Annotated in this window: 17 protein-coding genes; 2 read left to right on the forward strand and 15 right to left on the reverse strand. The window is 58.5% G+C overall.

Translation table 11 applies throughout. The annotated features are described in order from the left end of the window. Positions 1-82 precede the first annotated feature (82 nt). The 11 genes from EDF61_RS00710 to EDF61_RS00760 form a co-directional block, all read right to left on the reverse strand. Positions 83-808 carry a substrate-binding domain-containing protein gene (locus EDF61_RS00710; protein ID WP_105661826.1) on the reverse strand — a complete coding sequence of 242 codons (726 nt, stop codon included), beginning with the start codon at positions 806-808 and terminating at the stop codon, positions 83-85. Positions 809-1,309: 501 nt separating this feature from the next. Beyond that, positions 1,310-2,059, reverse strand: a complete 750-nt coding sequence (locus EDF61_RS00715; protein ID WP_105661825.1) for a hypothetical protein — start codon at positions 2,057-2,059, stop codon at positions 1,310-1,312. A 56-nt stretch (positions 2,060-2,115) separates the two neighbouring features. Next, complete coding sequence (locus EDF61_RS00720; RefSeq protein WP_133832999.1) at positions 2,116-2,769, reverse strand: hypothetical protein; 654 nt, start codon at positions 2,767-2,769, stop codon at positions 2,116-2,118. 135 nt (positions 2,770-2,904) lie between these two features. Next, positions 2,905-3,801, reverse strand: a complete 897-nt coding sequence (locus EDF61_RS00725) for a GNAT family N-acetyltransferase (protein ID WP_286172044.1) — start codon at positions 3,799-3,801, stop codon at positions 2,905-2,907. Next, on the reverse strand, positions 3,755-4,921 hold the full coding sequence (ispG, locus tag EDF61_RS00730) for a flavodoxin-dependent (E)-4-hydroxy-3-methylbut-2-enyl-diphosphate synthase (RefSeq protein WP_105657267.1): 1,167 nt from the start codon (positions 4,919-4,921) through the stop codon (positions 3,755-3,757). Before ispG ends, EDF61_RS00725 begins: the two co-directional genes overlap by 47 nt. A 139-nt stretch (positions 4,922-5,060) precedes the next feature. Then, a complete protein-coding gene (locus EDF61_RS00735; RefSeq protein ID WP_105657266.1) occupies positions 5,061-5,615 on the reverse strand; it encodes an NAD(P)H-dependent oxidoreductase in 555 nt (184 codons plus the stop codon). A 121-nt stretch (positions 5,616-5,736) separates the two neighbouring features. After that, positions 5,737-6,159, reverse strand: a complete 423-nt coding sequence (gene arfB / locus EDF61_RS00740; RefSeq protein WP_105661823.1) for an alternative ribosome rescue aminoacyl-tRNA hydrolase ArfB — start codon at positions 6,157-6,159, stop codon at positions 5,737-5,739. A gap of 114 nt (positions 6,160-6,273) precedes the next feature. Continuing rightward, positions 6,274-6,573, reverse strand: coding sequence for a YciI family protein (locus tag EDF61_RS00745; protein WP_105657265.1), 300 nt, complete (start codon positions 6,571-6,573; stop codon positions 6,274-6,276). A gap of 23 nt (positions 6,574-6,596) precedes the next feature. Beyond that, positions 6,597-7,946 carry a M50 family metallopeptidase gene (locus tag EDF61_RS00750; protein WP_105657264.1) on the reverse strand — a complete coding sequence of 450 codons (1,350 nt, stop codon included), beginning with the start codon at positions 7,944-7,946 and terminating at the stop codon, positions 6,597-6,599. Then, complete coding sequence (dxr, locus tag EDF61_RS00755) at positions 7,943-9,166, reverse strand: 1-deoxy-D-xylulose-5-phosphate reductoisomerase (RefSeq protein WP_105657263.1); 1,224 nt, start codon at positions 9,164-9,166, stop codon at positions 7,943-7,945. Before dxr ends, EDF61_RS00750 begins: the two co-directional genes overlap by 4 nt. A 76-nt stretch (positions 9,167-9,242) precedes the next feature. Further along, positions 9,243-10,397, reverse strand: coding sequence for an acyl-CoA dehydrogenase family protein (locus tag EDF61_RS00760; protein WP_105657262.1), 1,155 nt, complete (start codon positions 10,395-10,397; stop codon positions 9,243-9,245). A 237-nt stretch (positions 10,398-10,634) separates the two neighbouring features. Here EDF61_RS00760 and EDF61_RS00765 point away from each other — a divergent pair, with 237 nt between their 5' ends. Beyond that, positions 10,635-11,255, forward strand: coding sequence for a TetR/AcrR family transcriptional regulator (locus EDF61_RS00765; RefSeq protein ID WP_105657261.1), 621 nt, complete (start codon positions 10,635-10,637; stop codon positions 11,253-11,255). Between the two features lie 69 nt (positions 11,256-11,324). Then, complete coding sequence (locus tag EDF61_RS00770; protein WP_105657260.1) at positions 11,325-11,786, forward strand: GNAT family N-acetyltransferase; 462 nt, start codon at positions 11,325-11,327, stop codon at positions 11,784-11,786. A gap of 445 nt (positions 11,787-12,231) precedes the next feature. On the opposite strand, the gene EDF61_RS00775 is transcribed toward EDF61_RS00770, so the two are convergent. The 4 genes from EDF61_RS00775 to EDF61_RS00790 form a co-directional block, all read right to left on the reverse strand. Next, on the reverse strand, positions 12,232-13,929 hold the full coding sequence (locus tag EDF61_RS00775) for an ABC transporter ATP-binding protein (RefSeq protein WP_105657259.1): 1,698 nt from the start codon (positions 13,927-13,929) through the stop codon (positions 12,232-12,234). After that, positions 13,926-14,996: an ABC transporter permease gene (locus tag EDF61_RS00780; protein WP_105657258.1), complete on the reverse strand. Its 1,071-nt coding sequence runs from the start codon at positions 14,994-14,996 to the stop codon at positions 13,926-13,928. The genes EDF61_RS00775 and EDF61_RS00780 overlap by 4 nt, the downstream gene beginning before the upstream one ends. Positions 14,997-15,047: 51 nt before the next feature. Then, positions 15,048-16,565 carry an ABC transporter permease gene (locus EDF61_RS00785; RefSeq protein ID WP_105657257.1) on the reverse strand — a complete coding sequence of 506 codons (1,518 nt, stop codon included), beginning with the start codon at positions 16,563-16,565 and terminating at the stop codon, positions 15,048-15,050. Between the two features lie 141 nt (positions 16,566-16,706). Next, positions 16,707-18,515 (reverse strand): ABC transporter family substrate-binding protein, encoded by a 1,809-nt coding sequence (locus tag EDF61_RS00790; RefSeq protein WP_105657256.1) that lies wholly within the window; start codon positions 18,513-18,515, stop codon positions 16,707-16,709. Between the last annotated feature and the right edge of the window lie 423 nt (positions 18,516-18,938).

Genomic DNA, 18,938 nt, shown 5'->3' on the forward strand with positions numbered 1-18,938 from the left:
GGTGAAGGCCCCGAGATGCTGATTCAGGATCAACTTCCCGGGGCCCATGGCCTCATCAGCGACGCCTCAGCGCCGAAACTGATTATTGGGCGTTCTTGGCTTCAGCCAGAGTCTTCTCGGCCAATTGCGTTGCCTGCTCTTGCAGTCCTTCGGAGCCTGGTTGCCCAATGACATTGACCAGGACATAGGTCGAACCGTCCAAAGCCTGGACATTCACGCTGTCCTGGACTGCTTTTCCGCTCATTAAAGTGGTCGTGGAAATGGCCAATTCATGTGGAGCCTGCGTATCGGCATCCAGCACCTTGGACTCAATATCGAGCTTCTGGCCTCCGGACTCCACTTGCATCGTGGAGCATTTGCCGAAGTCGTCGAACTCCAGCAGACTAGCAATGGTTTGACTTGTTGCATCGTCCTTCAAGGACAGCAACTGCACCGTGGTACTGCCTGCAGATTCAGCCACGACGCCTGCTGCCGCATAGGCCTTGCTGAGATCCGTGAAGCTGTTCTCCTTCTGCAGATCGGCGCATTCCTTGGGAGAGACGCCTTCAGCCAAGGCGCTAAGGTCCAAGCCTTCTTGCTGCTGCTGCAACGTGTCGTTGTCGAACACCTGCGCGCTGTCTTGGCCCTCCATTACCTTGTCGATGACGGATTTGACCTGCGTGGCATCGAGAACCTTACCGGACGCCCCCTCGGATTCACTGCTTCCAGCGGAATCTGCAGTGCCGCCGGTTTCGGTGTCTGAACTGGCGCATCCGGTCAAAGCCAGGGCAATTGCTACGGGCAACACCCAAATTGAGCGCTTCTTCATGGTGACTTCCTCACGTCGACGACAATTGATCATCTTCAGTATTTCACAATACGTTGGAAATAAAAGTACTTTCGGGGAGTAATGCCGCGATTCGATTTGAGCACGTATTCACCCCAGTTGCCGGCACTGGCAAAGCTCGGTAGCACGATCGGAACGGCACGTCGTCAAAGCCTCTCACCCTCTGCGGGCGGCAGTCAGCGCCCGGCGGCTGCAAACGAACGTATCGCGAAAGTATTGGGCATGGACCAGGGACAAGCTACAGGTTCTGCTCAGCATTGGTGATTCGGAAATCTGCGAACCGCTCCGCCCGGGCAGGTGGGCAGAATCATTGCCATGTCGCACGGCAAGGCAATGGCGTAGCCATGGCCAGGAAAGTCCGCGTCTGCGCTGGGCATGTTGCGCTCACGTTGGAACCAGGTTCTTAAACCATGGCTCGAGTCGACGCAAAAGATGCACCAACGCTGCTGCGGATGGGATCACGCGGGTGCCTTCAGCGCAGTCCTATTGCACCGATTTGATCTCAGCGAATGCCCGATCCGCCAGGTTTACTGCCTCTCCAGCCAATTCTGCAGGCTGTTGCGAGCCGGTTTGCAAGGTGACCAGGACGAAGTCGTTTCCGTCCAAGGCCTGCACGGCAACCGAGGTCAAAATCTGGCCGCCACCGGCATCCATTTGAGTGGACATTGTCAACGACTGCTCTGCTTGCACATCCAGTGCTAGGATCTGGCGTTCGGCTTGGATTTCCTGTCCCCCTTGATCGATGGCGACCGTCTTGCAGTCTTCGAGATCATCCAGCGTCAAGGCCTGCGCTACTCTCTTTCGCGTCACCTCATCGGTCAGGGAAAACACCTGCACCACCTTGCCCACTGCCTCCGAGGAACTGGTTGCAGTGGCTGCGACAGAGCCGGTCAGATCCGTGACCGTATATTCGGCATTCATGTCGGCGCATTTCTCAGGCTTGATGCCGCTTGGCAAGTTCGCATCCTTGGCAACAGCTAACTGCTTTTGCATTTGCTCGTTGCCAATGACCTGCACAGCCTTGTCGCCTTCTACAATCTTGGAGGCGATGCTCTCGACTTCCTCTGCCGACAGCGCATCCCCGACGGACTGCTCCGCTGGCTGGCTGGGATCCGCCGATGGTGCTTGCGATTCCAAGGAAGCGGAGGGCTCTGGACTCGATCCCGATGAGCAGCTGGTCAAAGCCATCGCAATGGCCAAAGGCAGTGCCCAGAGGGCTGAACGCTTAATCATAGTTTTCTTCCTGTCGTTGCCGACCGGCACATGCGTGTGAAGATCAGCGTGGCGCTCTAGTTCAATTGTTCCAGCAACGCGTGTATGGTCTCAGTTGCCGCCGTCAGCTGCTCGGCCGCCGAGTCCTTCGAAGTCGGTTCTTGCAGGCCAATCAACACGTTCGATGTTGCCGAACGGACAATCAGTTGCTGTTCCGTCGACGAGCCGTTGCTACTGGTTACTACATAGCTTTCACTCATCTCGGCTGGAGAATCGATCGGCTGCTTCGCCAGGTGGTAGGCCCGCGATTCATTGCCGGATTTCACGGTGTACCGGGAGCATCCGGCGTTCTCTTCCAATTTGGCTTTCCACTGTTCCTTCAAGGTTTCCTCGTCGTTGAACAGGGCCACGGTCAAATAGCCATGTTGATATTCGATGGCTCCCATCGTGGAATTCTTCAATTGCTCTGTAATCGGAGCTGCAAAAGTCACGCCGCATTTGCTGGGATTGACTTCCATATTTTCCATCCACTCTTGCGCTACGGGAATGCTGGAGCGGAGCGCCCGGTCATCGAAGACTTTGGCCTTGGGCAAACCGTTTCCGAATTCGGTAAGCCTGGTCTCAAGTTGCTGGGCATCCATTTGCACCAGCGGCAGCGAGTTCGGAGATGGAGAGCTTTCTCCTCCAACGGAGCACGATGCTAACATCGGGATTGCCAGCAAGGCGAGCACGGCCGGAATCTTCTTGATAGTGATTGCTGCTGACACTATTCTCCCCGTCCGTGGTTATAACACCTACGAGTGTATGAGATTCGGATGCGCTTGCCCCGCATTAAGAAGCCTCAGGGACATTTAACCAGCGGCACGCTAGAACAGGATCGTTGCGAAGGTGCCGACCTGTTCAAAGCCGATGCTCTGATAAGTCTTGATTGCAGCGGTGTTGTAGTCGTTGACGTACAGGCTCACTACAGGAGCGAACTGCATCGCGTAGTCCACCGTGGAGGCCATGTAGCCGGCAGCCAAGCCTTGGCCGCGATAAATCGGGTTCACCCAAACACCTTGGATTTGCACTACTTCGTCGGTGACGGTGCCTAAATCAGCCTTGAAAATCACGTTGCCGCGCTGGTCGCAGTCCATGAGCGTGTGCCCCTCACGAATTAACTGGCGTACACGGTTGCGGTAGAAGCTTCCACCGTTTTCCAACGGCGAATATCCAAGCTCTTCTTCGAACATGGCAGCGCTGGCAGGCAGGACTAGGTCGAATTCCTGAACCTGAGCCGGCCGAATCCGGTTGCGGCGAATTCCCTCCGGGATTTGGGTGATGGCCATTAATGGCTGATTTTCCCGGACATCAAAAATTTCTTGCGGACCATCCCGCAAGACTTCATGCATGGCCAGAACTGTTTCTGCCGGACCGAATACCGAGGCGAATCGCTGTCGGGAATCGATGGCATGCATGGCGTACTTCTGGGCATCGGAATCCGGCATGGCGGTGGGCGCCATATTAGCGCCCACCCAGCATGCCGATTCAAGACCTTCGCTGCCGTCCAAGCCAACGATGTGCGCAAACCCGTCTGGGACTGCTGACCGGTGGATGCTCACCTGCGAACGGGTGAATATATTGGCGACGGGGTCGCGATCGAGCAGCTCAATGAGGGCTGTCGTATCACGACGGCCCAAGATGCGCGGCTCTCCCTCGACGCTCCGGCGGCTAGTTCTAGCTGACGGAGACCATGGGAGAACCCGAGGAAGGATTCTCGTCATTGTCCAGTCCCATTTCTGCTGCCAAACGGTTGGCTTCTTCAATCAAAGTCTCAACAATTTGATCTTCCGGGACGGTCTTGATGACTTCGCCCTTAACGAAGATCTGCCCCTTGCCATTGCCGGAGGCAACGCCGAGGTCAGCGTCGCGGGCTTCGCCCGGTCCGTTGACAACGCAGCCCATTACTGCCACGCGCAATGGAGCCTTCATGCCTTCGAGCCCAGCGGTAACCTGCTCGGCCAAGGTGTAAACATCCACCTGGGCACGACCGCAGGACGGGCAAGAAACGATGTCCAGCTTGCGGGGGCGCAGGTTCAGCGATTCCAGAATCTGGTTGCCGACCTTCACCTCTTCTACCGGTGGAGCGGACAGCGATACGCGAATGGTGTCGCCAATGCCCTTGGAGAGCAGTGCACCGAAAGCGGTGGCGGACTTGATGGTGCCCTGGAATGCTGGACCGGCTTCGGTCACGCCCAGGTGCAGTGGCCAGTCCCCGCGTTCGGCCAGCATCTCGTAGGCACGGACCATGATCACAGGGTCGTTGTGCTTTACCGAGATCTTGAAGTCATGGAATCCATGCTCTTCAAACAGGGAAGCTTCCCAAACAGCTGATTCAACCAGCGCTTCAGGGGTGGCCTTGCCGTACTTCTGCAGCAAGCGGCGATCCAGCGAGCCAGCATTGACGCCGATGCGAATGGAGGTGCCGTGGTCCTTGGCGGCCTGCGCGATTTCCTTGACCTGGTCATCGAACTGGCGGATATTGCCGGGGTTCACGCGCACCGCGCCACAGCCTGCTTCGATGGCAGCGTAGACGTACTTTGGCTGGAAGTGGATATCGGCGATCACCGGGATCTGCGACTTCATCGCAATGATCTTCAGCGCTTCCGCATCCTTATCCGTTGGGCAGGCCACACGCACGATGTCGCAGCCGGCAGCGGTCAGCTCGGCAATCTGCTGCAAGGTGGCGTTGATGTCGTGGGTCTTGGTGGTAGTCATCGACTGAACCGAAATCGGCGAGTCGGAGCCGACACCTACGGATCCAACCTGGAACTGGCGAGTCTTGCGACGTGGTGCGAGTACCGGCGGTGGGCCTGCCGGCATGCCTAGGCTGACCGAAGTCAATGGACGCCTCCGAATAGATTGTGGGTATTTCTCTAGTCCAAGTATGTCACCGTATCGCGGTGAGCGGGTACTCATGCGAGAAAGGCCACGGTTACCGTGGCCTTTCTTGCACTATTGAGCTTCCGGGGATCGTGAAAACCTAGTTGGCTTCGGCGATTTCCTTGATGCTGCTCAGCACGCCAGAGACCTGCTCGACAACTTCAGCGTCATCCTTCGGGTGCAGTTCAGCGAAGCGTACTACCGAGTTAGGGATAGCCAGCTTGACGTTTTCCAGCACGTTGGCGCCGGCGATGTTCAGTGCCTTGCGCGCTTCGTCCTGCGCCCAGACGCCACCGTACTGTCCGAAAGCGGTGCCAACGACCACGGTTGGCATGTCCTTGAGCGCACCGGCACCGAAGGGGCGGGACAGCCAGTCAATGGCGTTCTTCAGGACAGCTGGCATGGTGCCGTTGTACTCAGGAGTGACCAGCATCAGCGCATCGGCGTCACCCGCTGCGTCGCGCAGGGCCTGGGCGGCGGCAGGAACGCCACCTTCCACGTCGTGGTCCTCGTTGTAGAAAGGAATGTTCTCCAAGCCGCTGAACACGGAAACTTCCATGCCTTCAGGTGCGTTGTGCGAAGTGGCTTCGGCCAGCTGCTGGTTGGTCGAACCGTTTCGCAGGGAACCGACGAGGGTGAGGACCTTGGTGGTCATAGGGTGTTCTCCTAAAGGCAAAATAATAGAAAGCTGACGCTTCACCTACTTTCAACCGTTTCCCCACCCCAACCATTCCGTGCAGCAAAGTGACATGAAGCACAGTAGCTGATCGCTGAGATCAGTCCATCCCTGGTTTGCGGCGAAGTTGCTTGGTGGCTGAGCGAGTAGCTTTGGCACTCAGCCTGCGCCGGTGAGAACCGCGGGTAGGTTTCGTTGCCTTGCGTGCCGGTGCATCCGGCGCCAGCGCTTTTTCCACGATGCGCCCCAACTTCTCTTGGGCGAGCTGGCGGTTGCGCCATTGCGATCGCTCTTCGGAAGCAGTCACGACGATGGCCCCGGCCACCAAGCGAGGTCCGAGCTTCGCCAGCAAGCGCTGACGCTGCCAGTCGGACAAGGCCCGCGAAGCGCCAATTACCCAGGTGAGTTCCACCCGTGAGTCCGAGGTATTCACATGCTGCCCGCCGGGGCCCGAGGAACGGGAGAAATGCCAGTTCAGCTCGGCTGCAGGGATCGCCAGCGTTGACGTGATCTGCACATCCATGATGTTTTCCACTTCCTCTCCCCTACCAGTCTGCGCCATCCGAGCTGTTTAATGCAGGCAGCCTCCGCTGTTCTCGGAAAAGAACAGCGGAGGCTGGTGCAAGGTACCTATCGTCTAGGACGCGAAATCCTCCAGCAGGCCAATTACCGGGTTCCATTCGGTGACGGTGGCCGCGCCGATTCCGCCAACCTTCTGGAAAGGATCATTGGAAAGCACTTCGTCCAGCGCAGCTTGCGATTCTGCCGCGAAGATCAACAGCGCGCCGTCGTTGACCGGGGTCGGCCCCGAAGCAAGAAGGCGTACCGCACCTTCGCCGAGGAAGCCGCAAAGGTACTGGCGGTGTGCTGGACGGTGTTCATTGCGCAGCTCGGTGGAGTTCTCGGCGTACGCGTATTCAACAGCAAAAACAGTCATGCCTACAGCATATTTCTCCCTGCTTAGAACAGCTGTATCGGCTTGAAGATATCCGCATATATTAAGAGCCCGCCCATGACCAGCATCGCTACCACCACGACATAAGTCAGCGGCAAAAGCTTGACCGTGTCCACAGGCCGTACCTTCTTGATCCTGAAGATCCTGGCAACTGTGCGCTTCAGCCCCTCATACAGCGCGCCCACCACGTGGCCGCCATCCAGCGGCAGCAGCGGGATCAGGTTGAAGGCGAACAGGGCCAAGTTCAAACCGCCCACCAATGACAGCAAGGTTGCGAATTTGTCAGCTACCGAGATGGAATCCTCCGCGCTGATCTCTCCGGCAATGCGCCCAACGCCCACGATGGACACCGGCCCATTCGGGTCGCGTTCCTCGCTGCCAAAAGCAGCTTGGGCGACATCCACCATGCGCTGGGGCAGGTGCAGGATGACATCGCCAATTCTCAGCAACTGATCCCCGATCACGCCGGGAACCGCGCTCAGCGGCTGGGTCAGGTCCCGCTGCAAGGAGCCCATCCCGACGAAACCGACCTTGGTCATGATGTATTCGCCCTGCTCATCGAGCAGCACGTAGCCATTTTTGTCGGTCGCCGGGCGTTCGGTCAGGTACGGAGTCAGCTCGGTGGTGCGAATCTGCCCGTCGCGGGCATAGTCCAGGGTGATGGGTTCTCCTGGATGATCGCGGATGACATCGGTGAGCTTATTCCATTCAGCTTCCGCAACAGCGGTGCCGTTTACGGCGGTGATCGTGTCCCCTGGCAGGAGGCCTGCCTCGTAAGCCGGCGCTGGGACATCCTTGTCGGTGCATTCGGCCTGCTCTGCGTTCTGTGCGCTGGCAATGCACTGGTACACCTCGGAGACCGTGGTGGTTGGCGTAGCCTGGCCGAAGCTGGTCAGCACGATGCCGATCACCACGAACCCGATGACCAGGTTCATGATTGGGCCACCGAGCATGATGATGACGCGCTTGTAGATCGGCAGCTGGTAGAACAGCCGGCCTTCATCGCTGGGCAGCACGTTCTCGTTGGCCTGCGAGCGTGCGTCATCCACCATCTGTCCGAAGACCTTCTGGAAGAGATTCGGCTTCTTCACGGAAGCATCCGAGACGACCTGGTCGCGTGGCGGGTACATGCCCACCATCGAGATGTAGCCGCCCAGGGGCAGGGCCTTGATGCCGTATTGCGTTTCGCCACGCTTGAAGGAAACCAGCGTTTTGCCGAAACCGATCATGTACTGCGGAACGCGCAGCTTGAACAGTTTCGCGGGTACCAGGTGCCCGATTTCATGCAGCGCAATGGAAAGCCCGACGGCTACCACCATGAATAGGACGCCGCCGATGAACAGCAATGCACTCATGCTTTGGCCTCGATGATCTTCGTTGCATGGGCGCGGGCCCAGCGGTCTGTTTCCAGCACTGTTTCGACCGATAGCGCTGCGCTCATCGGGGTGTACTCGTCCAAGGCCCGTTCCACGGTCTCAACGATGTCGGTGAAGCGGATCTTTCCATCATGGAAGGCATCCACTGCAATTTCGTTGGCGGCGTTATAGACAGCCATATGCGTTCCCGACGACGCTGCGGCCTGCTTGGCAAGCTTTACAGCGCTGAAGACCTCCTCATCCAGTGGTTCGAAGGTCCAGCTTGCTGCGGTGGAGAAATCGCAAGCCTTCGCGGCACCGGTAACCCGATGCGGCCAATTAATGCCCAAAGCGATCGGCAGGCGCATATCCGGCGGCGATGCCTGGGCGATCACCGAACCGTCGATGAACTCCACCATCGAGTGAATGATTGACTGGCGATGCACCACAGGCTCGATCTTTTCCAGTGGCACGTCGAACAGCAGGTGGGCTTCGATGACTTCCAAAGCCTTGTTGACCATGGTGGCCGAGTTGGTGGTGACCATGCGCCCCATGTCCCAGGTTGGATGAGCCAGCGCCTGGGCGGGGGTGACATCACGCAGCTGCTCATGGCTGTAGCCGAAGAATGGACCGCCAGAGGCAGTCACCAGCAGCTTGGCCACTTCCTCGGGCGCGCCAGAGCGCAGGGCCTGTGCGAGGGCGGAGTGCTCGGAATCAACGGGCGAGATCTGGCCTGGTGCCGCGATCCGCTTGACTACCTGGCCTCCGATGATCAGGGATTCCTTATTGGCCAGTGCCAGCAGGTGGCCGGCTTCCAAGGCAGCAATGGTCGGGGCTAGGCCAATGGCACCGGTGATGCCATTGAGCACCACGTCGGCCTCGGCGAAAGCGGCAACCTCGGTTGCCGCATGCGCGCCGGCCACCAGCTCGGGAGTGTATCCGGTTACCGATGCATCTTCTGCGGCTCGCTTAATGGCCGCGGCAAGCTCCTCCTTGGATTCCACCGCGCTGCCAACGAGCGCAGGGCGGTGCTTAATTGCCTGGCGAGCCAGTAATTCAAGGTTGTACCCACCGGACAGCGCTGCCACGGAGAATTGTCCGGATGCGTTTTCGATGACGTCCAGTCCCTGCGTGCCGATGGAACCGGTGGAACCGATCAGGCTGACGCGACGGGGATGTCCGGCTGGAATGAAAGTTTTCTGGGAGCTCACCCTACCCATTATGGTTCGTTTTACTGTGAGCGCCCAAAGAGCGCCACACCCCAAAATCAGGATGCAGCGCCCCCTCTGGCAAGAATCAGAGACCTAAGCTGCGGGCAATGAGCATCTGCTGGACCTGCGTGGTTCCTTCGCCGATTTCCAGGATCTTCGAATCGCGGTAGTGCCGTGCAACCAATGACTCATTCATGAATCCGTAGCCGCCAAAGATCTGGGTAGCATCACGGGCGTTATCCATCGCCGCTTCGCTGGCAATCAGCTTGGCATGCGCGGCTTCGATCTTGAAGTCCTTGCCGGCGAGCATCTTCGCCGCCGCCGCGTAGTAGGCCAGACGGGCCGTGTGGGCGCGCGAAGCCATGCGAGCGATCATGAAGGAGATGCCTTGGTACTGGCCGATGGCCTGGCCGAAGGAAGTCCGTGTCTTGGCATACTTCACCGCCTCGTCGAGGCAACCCTGGGCGGCTCCGGTGGCCAACGCCGCGATGGCGATACGTCCCTCATCGAGAATTTCCAAGAAGTAGGCGTATCCGCGTCCGCGCTCGCCAAGCAGGTTCTCCTCCGGAACTCGCACGCTGCTGAAGCTCAGCGGATGGGTGTCACTGGCACGCCAACCCACCTTGTCGTAGGCCTTCTCCGCGGTGAATCCTTCGGTTCCCGTCGGCACGATGATTGCCGAGATTTCCTTCTTGCCGGTTGCTTCGTCGACACCGGTGACAGCGGTGGCCGTGACGAGGGAAGTGATGTCGGTACCGGAGTTGGTTATGAATTCTTTGGCGCCATCGATAACCCATTCGCCATTTTCCAGTTTCGCTTTGGTCAAGGAAGCTGAGGCGTCGGAGCCTGCACCGGGTTCGGTCAGGCCAAAACCGGCCAAGCGTTCGCCGGCGGCCAGGGCTGGCAGCCACTTCTGCTTCTGGCCCTCGCTGCCAAAGCGGTAGATCGGCATCGCGCCCAGGGAGACGCCGGCTTCGAGAGTGATGGCTACCGACTGGTCTACCTTGCCCAGTTCTTCGAGCGCCAGCGCGAGGTGGAAGTAGTCGCCGCCGGAACCGCCGTATTCTTCGGAGACTGGCAGCCCGAAGAGACCCATCTGCCCCATTTGCTTGACGATGTCATAGGGGAACGCATGGTTGGCATCGTTCTGCGCGCTCTGCGGGGCTACGACTTCCTGGGCGAATTCGCGGACCATGTCGACCAGGTCTTGATACTGGTCGTCGAGTTCGAGATCAATCATCAGGCTCTCTCTTCGTTGAGGGACGAACCGGCATCGGCTGCGGGATGTGCATAAACCGGTGGCGGTCATGTTCTGCGCCAGGTGCGTGAGTTTCTTGGAAGCACACGCCGCGACGCGTATGGTTAATATTTATTAACTGGTTGCTGCCTACGGGTGGGTAAACAGCTACATTTTTGACATTAGTGGCAGCGGTCACACTTGTCCAGACCGAGGCTTGGCAAACGTAAGGAGTTGATTGTGTTGGCGAGCAAATACCAGTCGCTCAATGAACCAACAGAGCGTGAGCGCGCCAAAGCTGAACGACGAGAAGCACTCTTGCGCGAAGCCACTCGACTGTTCGCCTTGAATGGCTACGCGGGTGTTTCGCTGGAGGATCTGGGCGCTGCCTGCGGCATATCCGGTCCGGCCGTGTACCGGCATTTCGCCGGCAAGCAGGCAGTGCTTATCGCTCTGCTAGTAGATATGTCCAAAGATATCTATGCCGGGGGCTGCACGGCCACGGAAGCCGGCGGCACTCCCCTGGAGGTGCTTTCGCGTCTGGTTGATTTCCACACTGACTTCTCGCTGTCCCGCCCGGACATTTTGCAGGTCCAGGACCGTGATTTGAAATCGCTCCCGAAGGCCGAACTGGCATTAGTCCGCAAACTCCAGAACTCCTATATCGGGCTTTGGACTACGGAACTGGCCAAATTGCATCCCACCGGAAGCAAGCAGTCGCACAGATTCCGCGCGCACGCCGTCTTCGGCTTGCTGAACTCGACTGCTCATTCCGCCCACTCGCCGAGGACTAAAAAGTCCGGCCTGAAGCCGTTATTGTCCAACATGGCACTCGCCGCACTCACTTCCCCGGTAGTGTAGGTTTCAAGCCATTGTTCACTGGTGTGCCAATACCGGCACGCTGACCCACACGATTGAAAGGCCTTTATCGTGCAGCTACGAGAAGTCCGCCCTTCCGACTTGGACGCATTCTTCGCTCATCAGCAAGAACCCGAGGCGAACCTCATGGCCGCTTATCAAGCGCGTAACCCAGCCGACCGCGCGGTATTCGACCACCACTGGAACTCGATTCTGAACGATCCGAATGTTCTGGTTCGCACCATCGAGCATGAGGGCGAAGTCGTTGGATCCATTCTGGTCTTCGACGGCGAAGTACCAGAGATCAATTTCTGGACTTCGACCAAGTACTGGGGCAAGGGACTGACCACCAGCGCGGTAGACACCTTCCTCGCCGAATACACCAAGCGCCCATTGACCGCGCATGTGGTCCAGGACAATCTAGGTTCCATCAAGGTCCTGGAACGCCGAGGGTTCAAGACCGTTGGCACCGAGCAGATCTTCTCCAACGCCCGCGCAGAGGTCGTTACCGAAAACGTCATGCAGCTGGACTAGATTCCAAAAGATAGGCAAAAGCTGGCTCTCGGCAGAGAGCCAGCTTTTGCCTATTAACGGGCCTCTACCGCCGAGGTTCCCTTGGTCCTTTCCTGGATCAGCATCGTCCCGCGCCCGGCGCAAAGCCCCAGGCAGGCGTCTGCGGGTTCCGCCCGAGCTGGTTTTCTGCTGCACGATCCGTGCAAGAACGCCAGTGCGGGTCATCCTGTGATTCCTGCAGCGATGAGTGTTGAGCCCGAGGCATTCCCTCTCGTTCAGCTGGTCCAAGTTCCGCCGCCCAGCACCTGCTCGTAGGCCCGCAAGTACTTGTATCGCTTTCCCGGACCGAGGCCGGATCCGGGGAATCGGCTTTCGCCATGTCCAGCTCTCCCGGGCAGACGGAAGGGGCCCGCTTCCAGTTAAAGATCTGGAAACGAGCCCCCTTATTCGTCGTTCAGCTCAGCATCTACTTCGTGCTGTTCAGCAAGCGCCAAGCCTCACGGCGTACTGCCTGCTCATGCGGATCCGGCACCGGAGCCGCGGCCAACAGGCGTTTGGTGTAGTCGTGCGTTGGGGCATGCAGCACGGTATCCACCATGCCCTGCTCAACCGCCCTGCCTGACTGCATCACTACGACCGCATCAGCCAGCATGTCAACGACAGCCAGATCATGGCTGACAAAGAGGCACGCGAAGTTGAAGTCCCGTTGCAGGTCCTGCAGCATTTCCAATACGACTGCCTGAACCGAAACATCCAAAGCACTAGTTGGCTCATCGGCAATCAGCAGCTCGGGGTTCAAGGTCAACGCGCGAGCAATGCAAACACGTTGACGCTGGCCGCCTGAGAGCTCGTGGGGGTATCGGTTGATCACGTTGCGCGGCAGCTTCACCGCATCGAGCAGTTCTTCAGCACGCTTGATGCGCCCTGCTTTGCTGCCAACCTTGTGAACCACCATTGGTTCGGTGATGCAATCGCCAATAGGGAAACGCGGGTTCAAGGATGCTGCCGGGTCCTGGAAGATGACGCCGATTTTCTTGCGAACCGCACGGGCTTCCTTCGGGGAAAGTTTCGGCAGATCATGGCCCTGGACCGACAAGCTGCCGCTAGCCACAGGCAACAAGCCGAGCACCGCCTTGGCGATGGTGGATTTGCCAGAGCCGGACTCGCCCACAATGCCTAGGACTTCGCCCTTGGCAATATCGAAGCTCACCTCTTCCACGGCGCGGAAGATCTTTCCCCGCATGTCGTATTCCAGCACGAGGTCCTTGGCTTCAAGCACCAGCTCGCGTCCTGGAGGCGCAGTTTCGGAGCTGTGCGGGGGCGTCGCAGTAGTAACAGCCGGAGCAGACAAGCGCGGTACCGCGGCCAGCAGACGCTGGGTGTATGGATGTTCCGGGCGCAGCAGAACTTGCTCCACGGTGCCGGTCTCGACGAGGTTGCCCTGGAACATCACGGCCACTTCATCGGCCATATCCGCGACAACACCCATGTTGTGGGTGATCAGCAAGATGCCGGTATTCAGTCGATTCTTGAGCTCGCGCAGCAGATCGAGAATTTCTGCCTGCACCGTTACATCCAGTGCGGTGGTTGGCTCATCGGCGATGATCACCTTGGGATCGCAGGATATCGCCATGGCAATGACGATACGCTGGCGCTGGCCGCCGGAAAACTGGTGCGGGTACTGCTTGACGCGCTTGGCGGGATCCGGGATGCCCACCATGTCCAGCAGCTCGATGGCCCGGTCGGTTGCTTCCTTGCCATAGGCGATGTCGTGCAGTTCCAGCGCTTCAGTCAACTGCCGCTCAATGGTCAGCACCGGGTTCAGCGCAGTCATGGGCTCCTGGAAGACCATCGCGATGTCGGTGGCACGCATCTTGCGCAGCTTGCCTTCGTCCAGGCCAACCACGTTGACGTTGCCGACCTTGGCGACACCTGAGACATTGGCGTTTTCCGGCAGCAGGCCCATCGCCGCAGTTGAGGTGACGGACTTGCCGGAACCGGACTCGCCAACCAGCGCCACGACCTGCCCGGGGCGGACGGTCAAGGACAAGCCCTTGACTGCGTGGACGTCTGCACCACCGGTGGCAAAGACGACGTTGAGGTCGGTGAAGCTCAGCGCGTAGCCGTCTGAGCCTTGTTCGTTCATTGGTGCTGCGTGGCTCATGGCTTCTCCTTGCGGGTTGGAAGGGCGAACAGGCCGGCGCGGCGGCGGCGCTTCTTTCCGATTTGGCGCGGGTCGAACGCATCGCGCAAGCCGTCACCCAAGAAGTTCACCGACAGGGCGATGGTAACGATGATCATGCCTGGCCACCAGAACAAATACGGGCGGGTGGTGAAGGCGTTCTGGTACTGGCTGATCAGCAGGCCCAGCGAGGATTCTGGAGCCTTCACGCCGAAGCCCAGGTAGGACAGCGAGGACTCCAGCAGGATCGCGCCAGCGATCGCGAAGGTTGCGTTCACGATGATCACGCCCATGGTGTTGGGGATCAGGTGCTTGAAGATCACGCGGCTGGTCTTCGAACCCATGGCCTGGGCGGCAGCAACGTATTCGCGTTCGCGCAGCGAAAGGATTTCACCGCGCACCAGTCGGGCCAAGCCGGTCCAGGTCACCAGGCCGAGCACGAGGGCCAGGATGATGATGGAACCGGTGGATGCACCAGCCATCTTGCCCAGAACAGCGGCCAGGACCAGCAATGGGATCACGATGAACAGGTCAGTGATGCGCATCAGGATTTCGTCAACCCATCCGCGGAAGTAGCCGGCAACAGCACCGATGACGGTTCCCAGGACAGTGGCGACCAAGCCAACCACAACGCCGATAATGATGGACTTCTGCGTGCCGTTCATGACCAGGGCGAAGTAGTCCTTGCCGACCGAGTCCTGCCCGAAGGGGTGCTCGCCGATGCGGATGCCTTCGCCGCCGAGCCAGGCGGGGACCAGGCTCAAGGTCGGCTTGCCGCCATCCACAACGGCACCAGCGTGGTAGAAGTTCTGTCCCCACCAGCCGGGGATCGGTCCCCAGCCAATGGAGCTGAAAGCGAAAACGGTGATGACGACCAGGATCACCGCGGAAATCATCGCTGGCTTGTGGCTGACGAAGCGCTCGAGAACAATGCGTCCCTGGCTCTTCGGCTTTTCGTGGATTTGGGCCAGCTTGGCGTCTTCCACCTCGGCCACGGAATTCAGGTTCTGCGGCTCGTTCTCGTTCAAGTTCTTGTTCGGGGTGCTCATCGCTGGTCCTTAGGGTTGCAGGCATGAAGGATGTTCATTGGTCCATGCCTCCTAGACTCGGATTCGTGGGTCAAGCAGGGCGTAAACGATATCCGCCAGCAAGTTGAAGATGATTGCGGCGGTACCGGTAACCAGGAAGAACGCCATCACAGGTGCCGGGTCGACATGATCCAGGCCGGTTGCGAACATTTCGCCCATGCCCTTCCAGCCGAAGACGCGCTCGGTAATCACGGCACCGCCGATCAGGCCGGCGAAGTCGAAGGCTGCAATGGTGGCGATGGGGATCATCGCGTTGCGGAACGCGTGCCGGAAAATCACGGTGCGTTCGCTCAATCCCTTGGAACGGGCGGTGCGAATGTAGTCCTGGCGCTGCACTTCGAGCATGGAAGAACGCGTGTAGCGCGAATAGCTAGCCAAAGAAATCACTGCAAGCAGGATGGTCGGCATCAGCAACTGGGTGCCGTTATCCAGGAAGTGATCCCAGAAACCGCCTTCGAGGTTAGCAGTGGACGACCCGATGGTCGCGATGGGGCGACCCTTGACATCCAGGAAACCAGGCCAAGCGCGGAACATGTGATCGACAACGGTCAATCCTGCACCGACAACACCGGTGGCTACGGAGACGGACATCGCTGCTTTGCGCAAGCGGCCGCCCATGAAGCGCCCGACTACTGCCGGAATCGCTACCGCGAGGACCAATCCGAACAAGAGGATCCATGCGTTTGGTTCCAGCAGCATGTAGAAGGTCGCGTAGTACATGGCCAAGACCAGCACGACGGTAATCAGCGCCGGGTACAGCACGCGCTTTTCATTCAGGCCAACGCTCATGGCAGTGGCGCTCAAGGCCACGAGTGCCGTCAGCACGATGATGATTGCGGGGCCCATTTGCGGGTAGCGGTAGAAATTCAGCCAAATGCTGTACTGCAGCACCAGCGGGACGAAAACAGCGGCAGCTATGAAGGTGATGCCACGGCGCTTCAAGGAGCCCCCGAGGAACATCTGCAGGACGAGTCCGACGACGATGCCTATGGCTATGGATGACCCCAGGGATATCTGCGGATCCGCCAGCCAGTCGTTGTAGCTGATCGCCAGGTACTCCTTGAGCAGCACAGCTGCCCAGAAGACGGGAAGCGAGAAGAAGAGGAAGGTCATGAAGGTAACGATGTAATCCAGGCCGGAGTACTGGCGGATTGCAGTCAAAACGCCAATGGCGATACCCAGAACCGCGGCGATCACCGTAGCGAGCACTACCAGCCGCAAGGTGGACGATGCGGCATTGGCCAGCAAGCCGGAGACCTCTACGCCGTTGATATTCTGTCCCAGGTCGCATTGGCCAATCAGGCATTTGCTGGCGCCGGTCAGCCAGTCCCAGTAGCGTCCGTACCAGGGTGCATCCAGGTTCATGTATTCCACACGCTGGGCCATCAAGTACTCGCGGTTATCCGCGTTGCTTTCGCGGAGGTCCTTGAGCGGGTCACCTGAATTGATTACCAGTACGTAGAGCAAGAGCGATGCGGCGAACAGCACGGCAAGTGCTGAGCCTAGTCTCTTGGCGATAAATTTCCACACGGTTCTAATGTCCTACTTTCATCTCACGGAAGTGAGCCGGCCCTTGAGGTTGGGGACCTTTGAACACACTGCGGGGCCCGATTTTTGATCGGGCCCCACATGTGCTCACTCACATTGTGCAAGTACGTTGCCTAGGGGCAATTACTCAGCACGTACCCACTGCTCGGCGTTCCAGACGATCTGGTCCTGCGTTGCGGTGTGACGGACATTTTGGATATCCGAACCCGAGGCGCTCAAGCCTGGGTGGGCGAATACCGGGATGCCGAACAGGTCATCCCACAACAGCTTCTCGATCTTCTTGGTCTGCTCGGCATGGACAGCCGGGTCCAGCGAGCTTGCCAGGGTCGCCCATGCTGCATCGACTTCAGCGTTCGAGTACTGGCCGAAGTTCTGCGGCTTGCCGGTGGCGTAGATGTTCTGGCCGGAACTGATCTGGCCGGAACCTGCCCAAGCGAACAGTGCTACTTCGTAGTCGCCACGGTCTTGCGCACCGTTTGGCGAGAAGAAGTCAGCCGAACCGGTGTCCTCGATCTTGAAGCCCGCTTCATCGCAGGAGGACTTGATGGCCGAGACCTGGTTGGCGCGGCGTTCATTAGGTGCCGAGTAGCCGATGCGTACTTCGGTACCCACAGCGTCCTGCTCTTCGAGGATCTTCTTGGCGCCTTCGATATCAACCTGGTCGTAGCGGCCGTCGTAGGATGCGTCCACTACTTCCTGGTAGTTATCCTGGAACGGGAAGACTTCGCGGGAGTTCATCACGATGGCGTCAGGGTTCAGCGGCTTGATCAGGTTGTCAACAATCTGCTGACGTGGAACACACATGGCAAAGGCCTTGCGCAGTTCCAGATTGGTCATTTCGTTGCCCTTGGCGAAGTTGAAGTCAAGGTGCTCCCAGGTCAGGGTGTCGCCCTTCTGGATTGCTACAGCGTCGCCAAGATTCTCCAGCTGCGCGAGCGTATCAACGGTGGGCTGCGGGTTAATGACGTCAACGTCTTTATTCTGCAATGCCTGGACCATGCTTGCGTCTTCAAGGAAGCGGAAGGTCAGTTCCTTGGTTGCAGGCGCGGGGCCATAGTAGTTCTCGTTGGCAACCAGGGTTACGGACTCTCCAGCTTTCCAGCTACCCAGCTTGTAGGGGCCGGATACAGGCGAGATCTTCTCATCGGGCAGCTTGCCCGGGTCAGTCATCCAGCCTTCGTTCCAGAAATCGGCAGCCTTCTTCAGCTTGTCGGATTCCCCAGCGAGAATGGCTTTGACGAGCTCTTCGGTGCTCATGCCCGACTCTTCGGCCACCACATGTGCTGGGTGGAGCATCCAGGACTGGAGGGCCCAGTCCGGATCAGGCTCGGCGAATTCAACAGTGAATTCCTTGCCATCCCAGTCGCCCTGCGGACCAGCTGGAACAGTGTCGCCGAGATCAACAGAGACCGAGTTGAACAGCGGCTTGTCCTTGGCACCTTCGTTGAGGTTCAGGTTCTGCACTGCCCATGCCAGCACGGAGTCGGCCACGGTGATCGGCGTGCCATCGGACCATTTGGCTTCTTCGTTGATGGTGTACTTGATGGTGAGCGGATCGTCGCTCACCTTCTCATAGCTGCCCAAGGCCTCGTTGGGGTACAGCGTGCCGTCAGTACCGAAGTAGCTGAACCCAGCGAACATCCGGTCCACGATGGCCGAGTTGTAGGTGGAATAGGTGTTCGGAGTAAAGCCGTTGTAGCTCAGGAATTCCGGGGCACCTACGGTGACGTTGATATTGTCTTCGGCAGTCTTGATATCACCCAGATCGGCTTTGCCGCTGTTTGCTGCTTCTGCCGAACCGTTGCCGCCACCTGCGCCAGCATCCTTTGATGCATCGGCGCCTGTGTCTCCGCCGCCTGGTGCACAAGCCGAAAGGGCCAGGGCCAGTGCTGCGCCTACAGCTACTGCTTTCGAAACGCGCTGAAACCGCATTTCGCCTCCTTGAGTTCTTGAACGATACGAGTGCTGGATCGGTGGATCCAATGTGGATCAGATCACATGATCAATCCATTGAGCAATAGACTAACCCGAATTTTCTGGCTTGGATATAGAAAGAAGCGCTTCAGATATTGCCGCGACTCTCCCCCTGAGAGTCATTCGCAACGCGCTTGTTACCCACGGGTTTACGAGATCCAGCTCACATCCCCGAGATTTCAAGGATTTCTTTCAGATTGGGAAAAATCAATCGGGCAACTGTTTCATGCATGTTGACTCGCGGAGTGATTTATAACATTTTTGCAACGTTTGTTTCAGATTGATTAAATCTGAAATATTCGTTGAATATGACGTTGATTGAGCTCAGGTTAAGCGCAGAATGGGCCGGTGAAACCTTACGGTTTCACCGGCCCATTCAGC

Source organism: Arthrobacter sp. JUb115, from assembly GCF_004365035.1.
In the GTDB taxonomy this organism is placed as follows: Bacteria; Actinomycetota; Actinomycetes; order Actinomycetales; family Micrococcaceae; genus Glutamicibacter.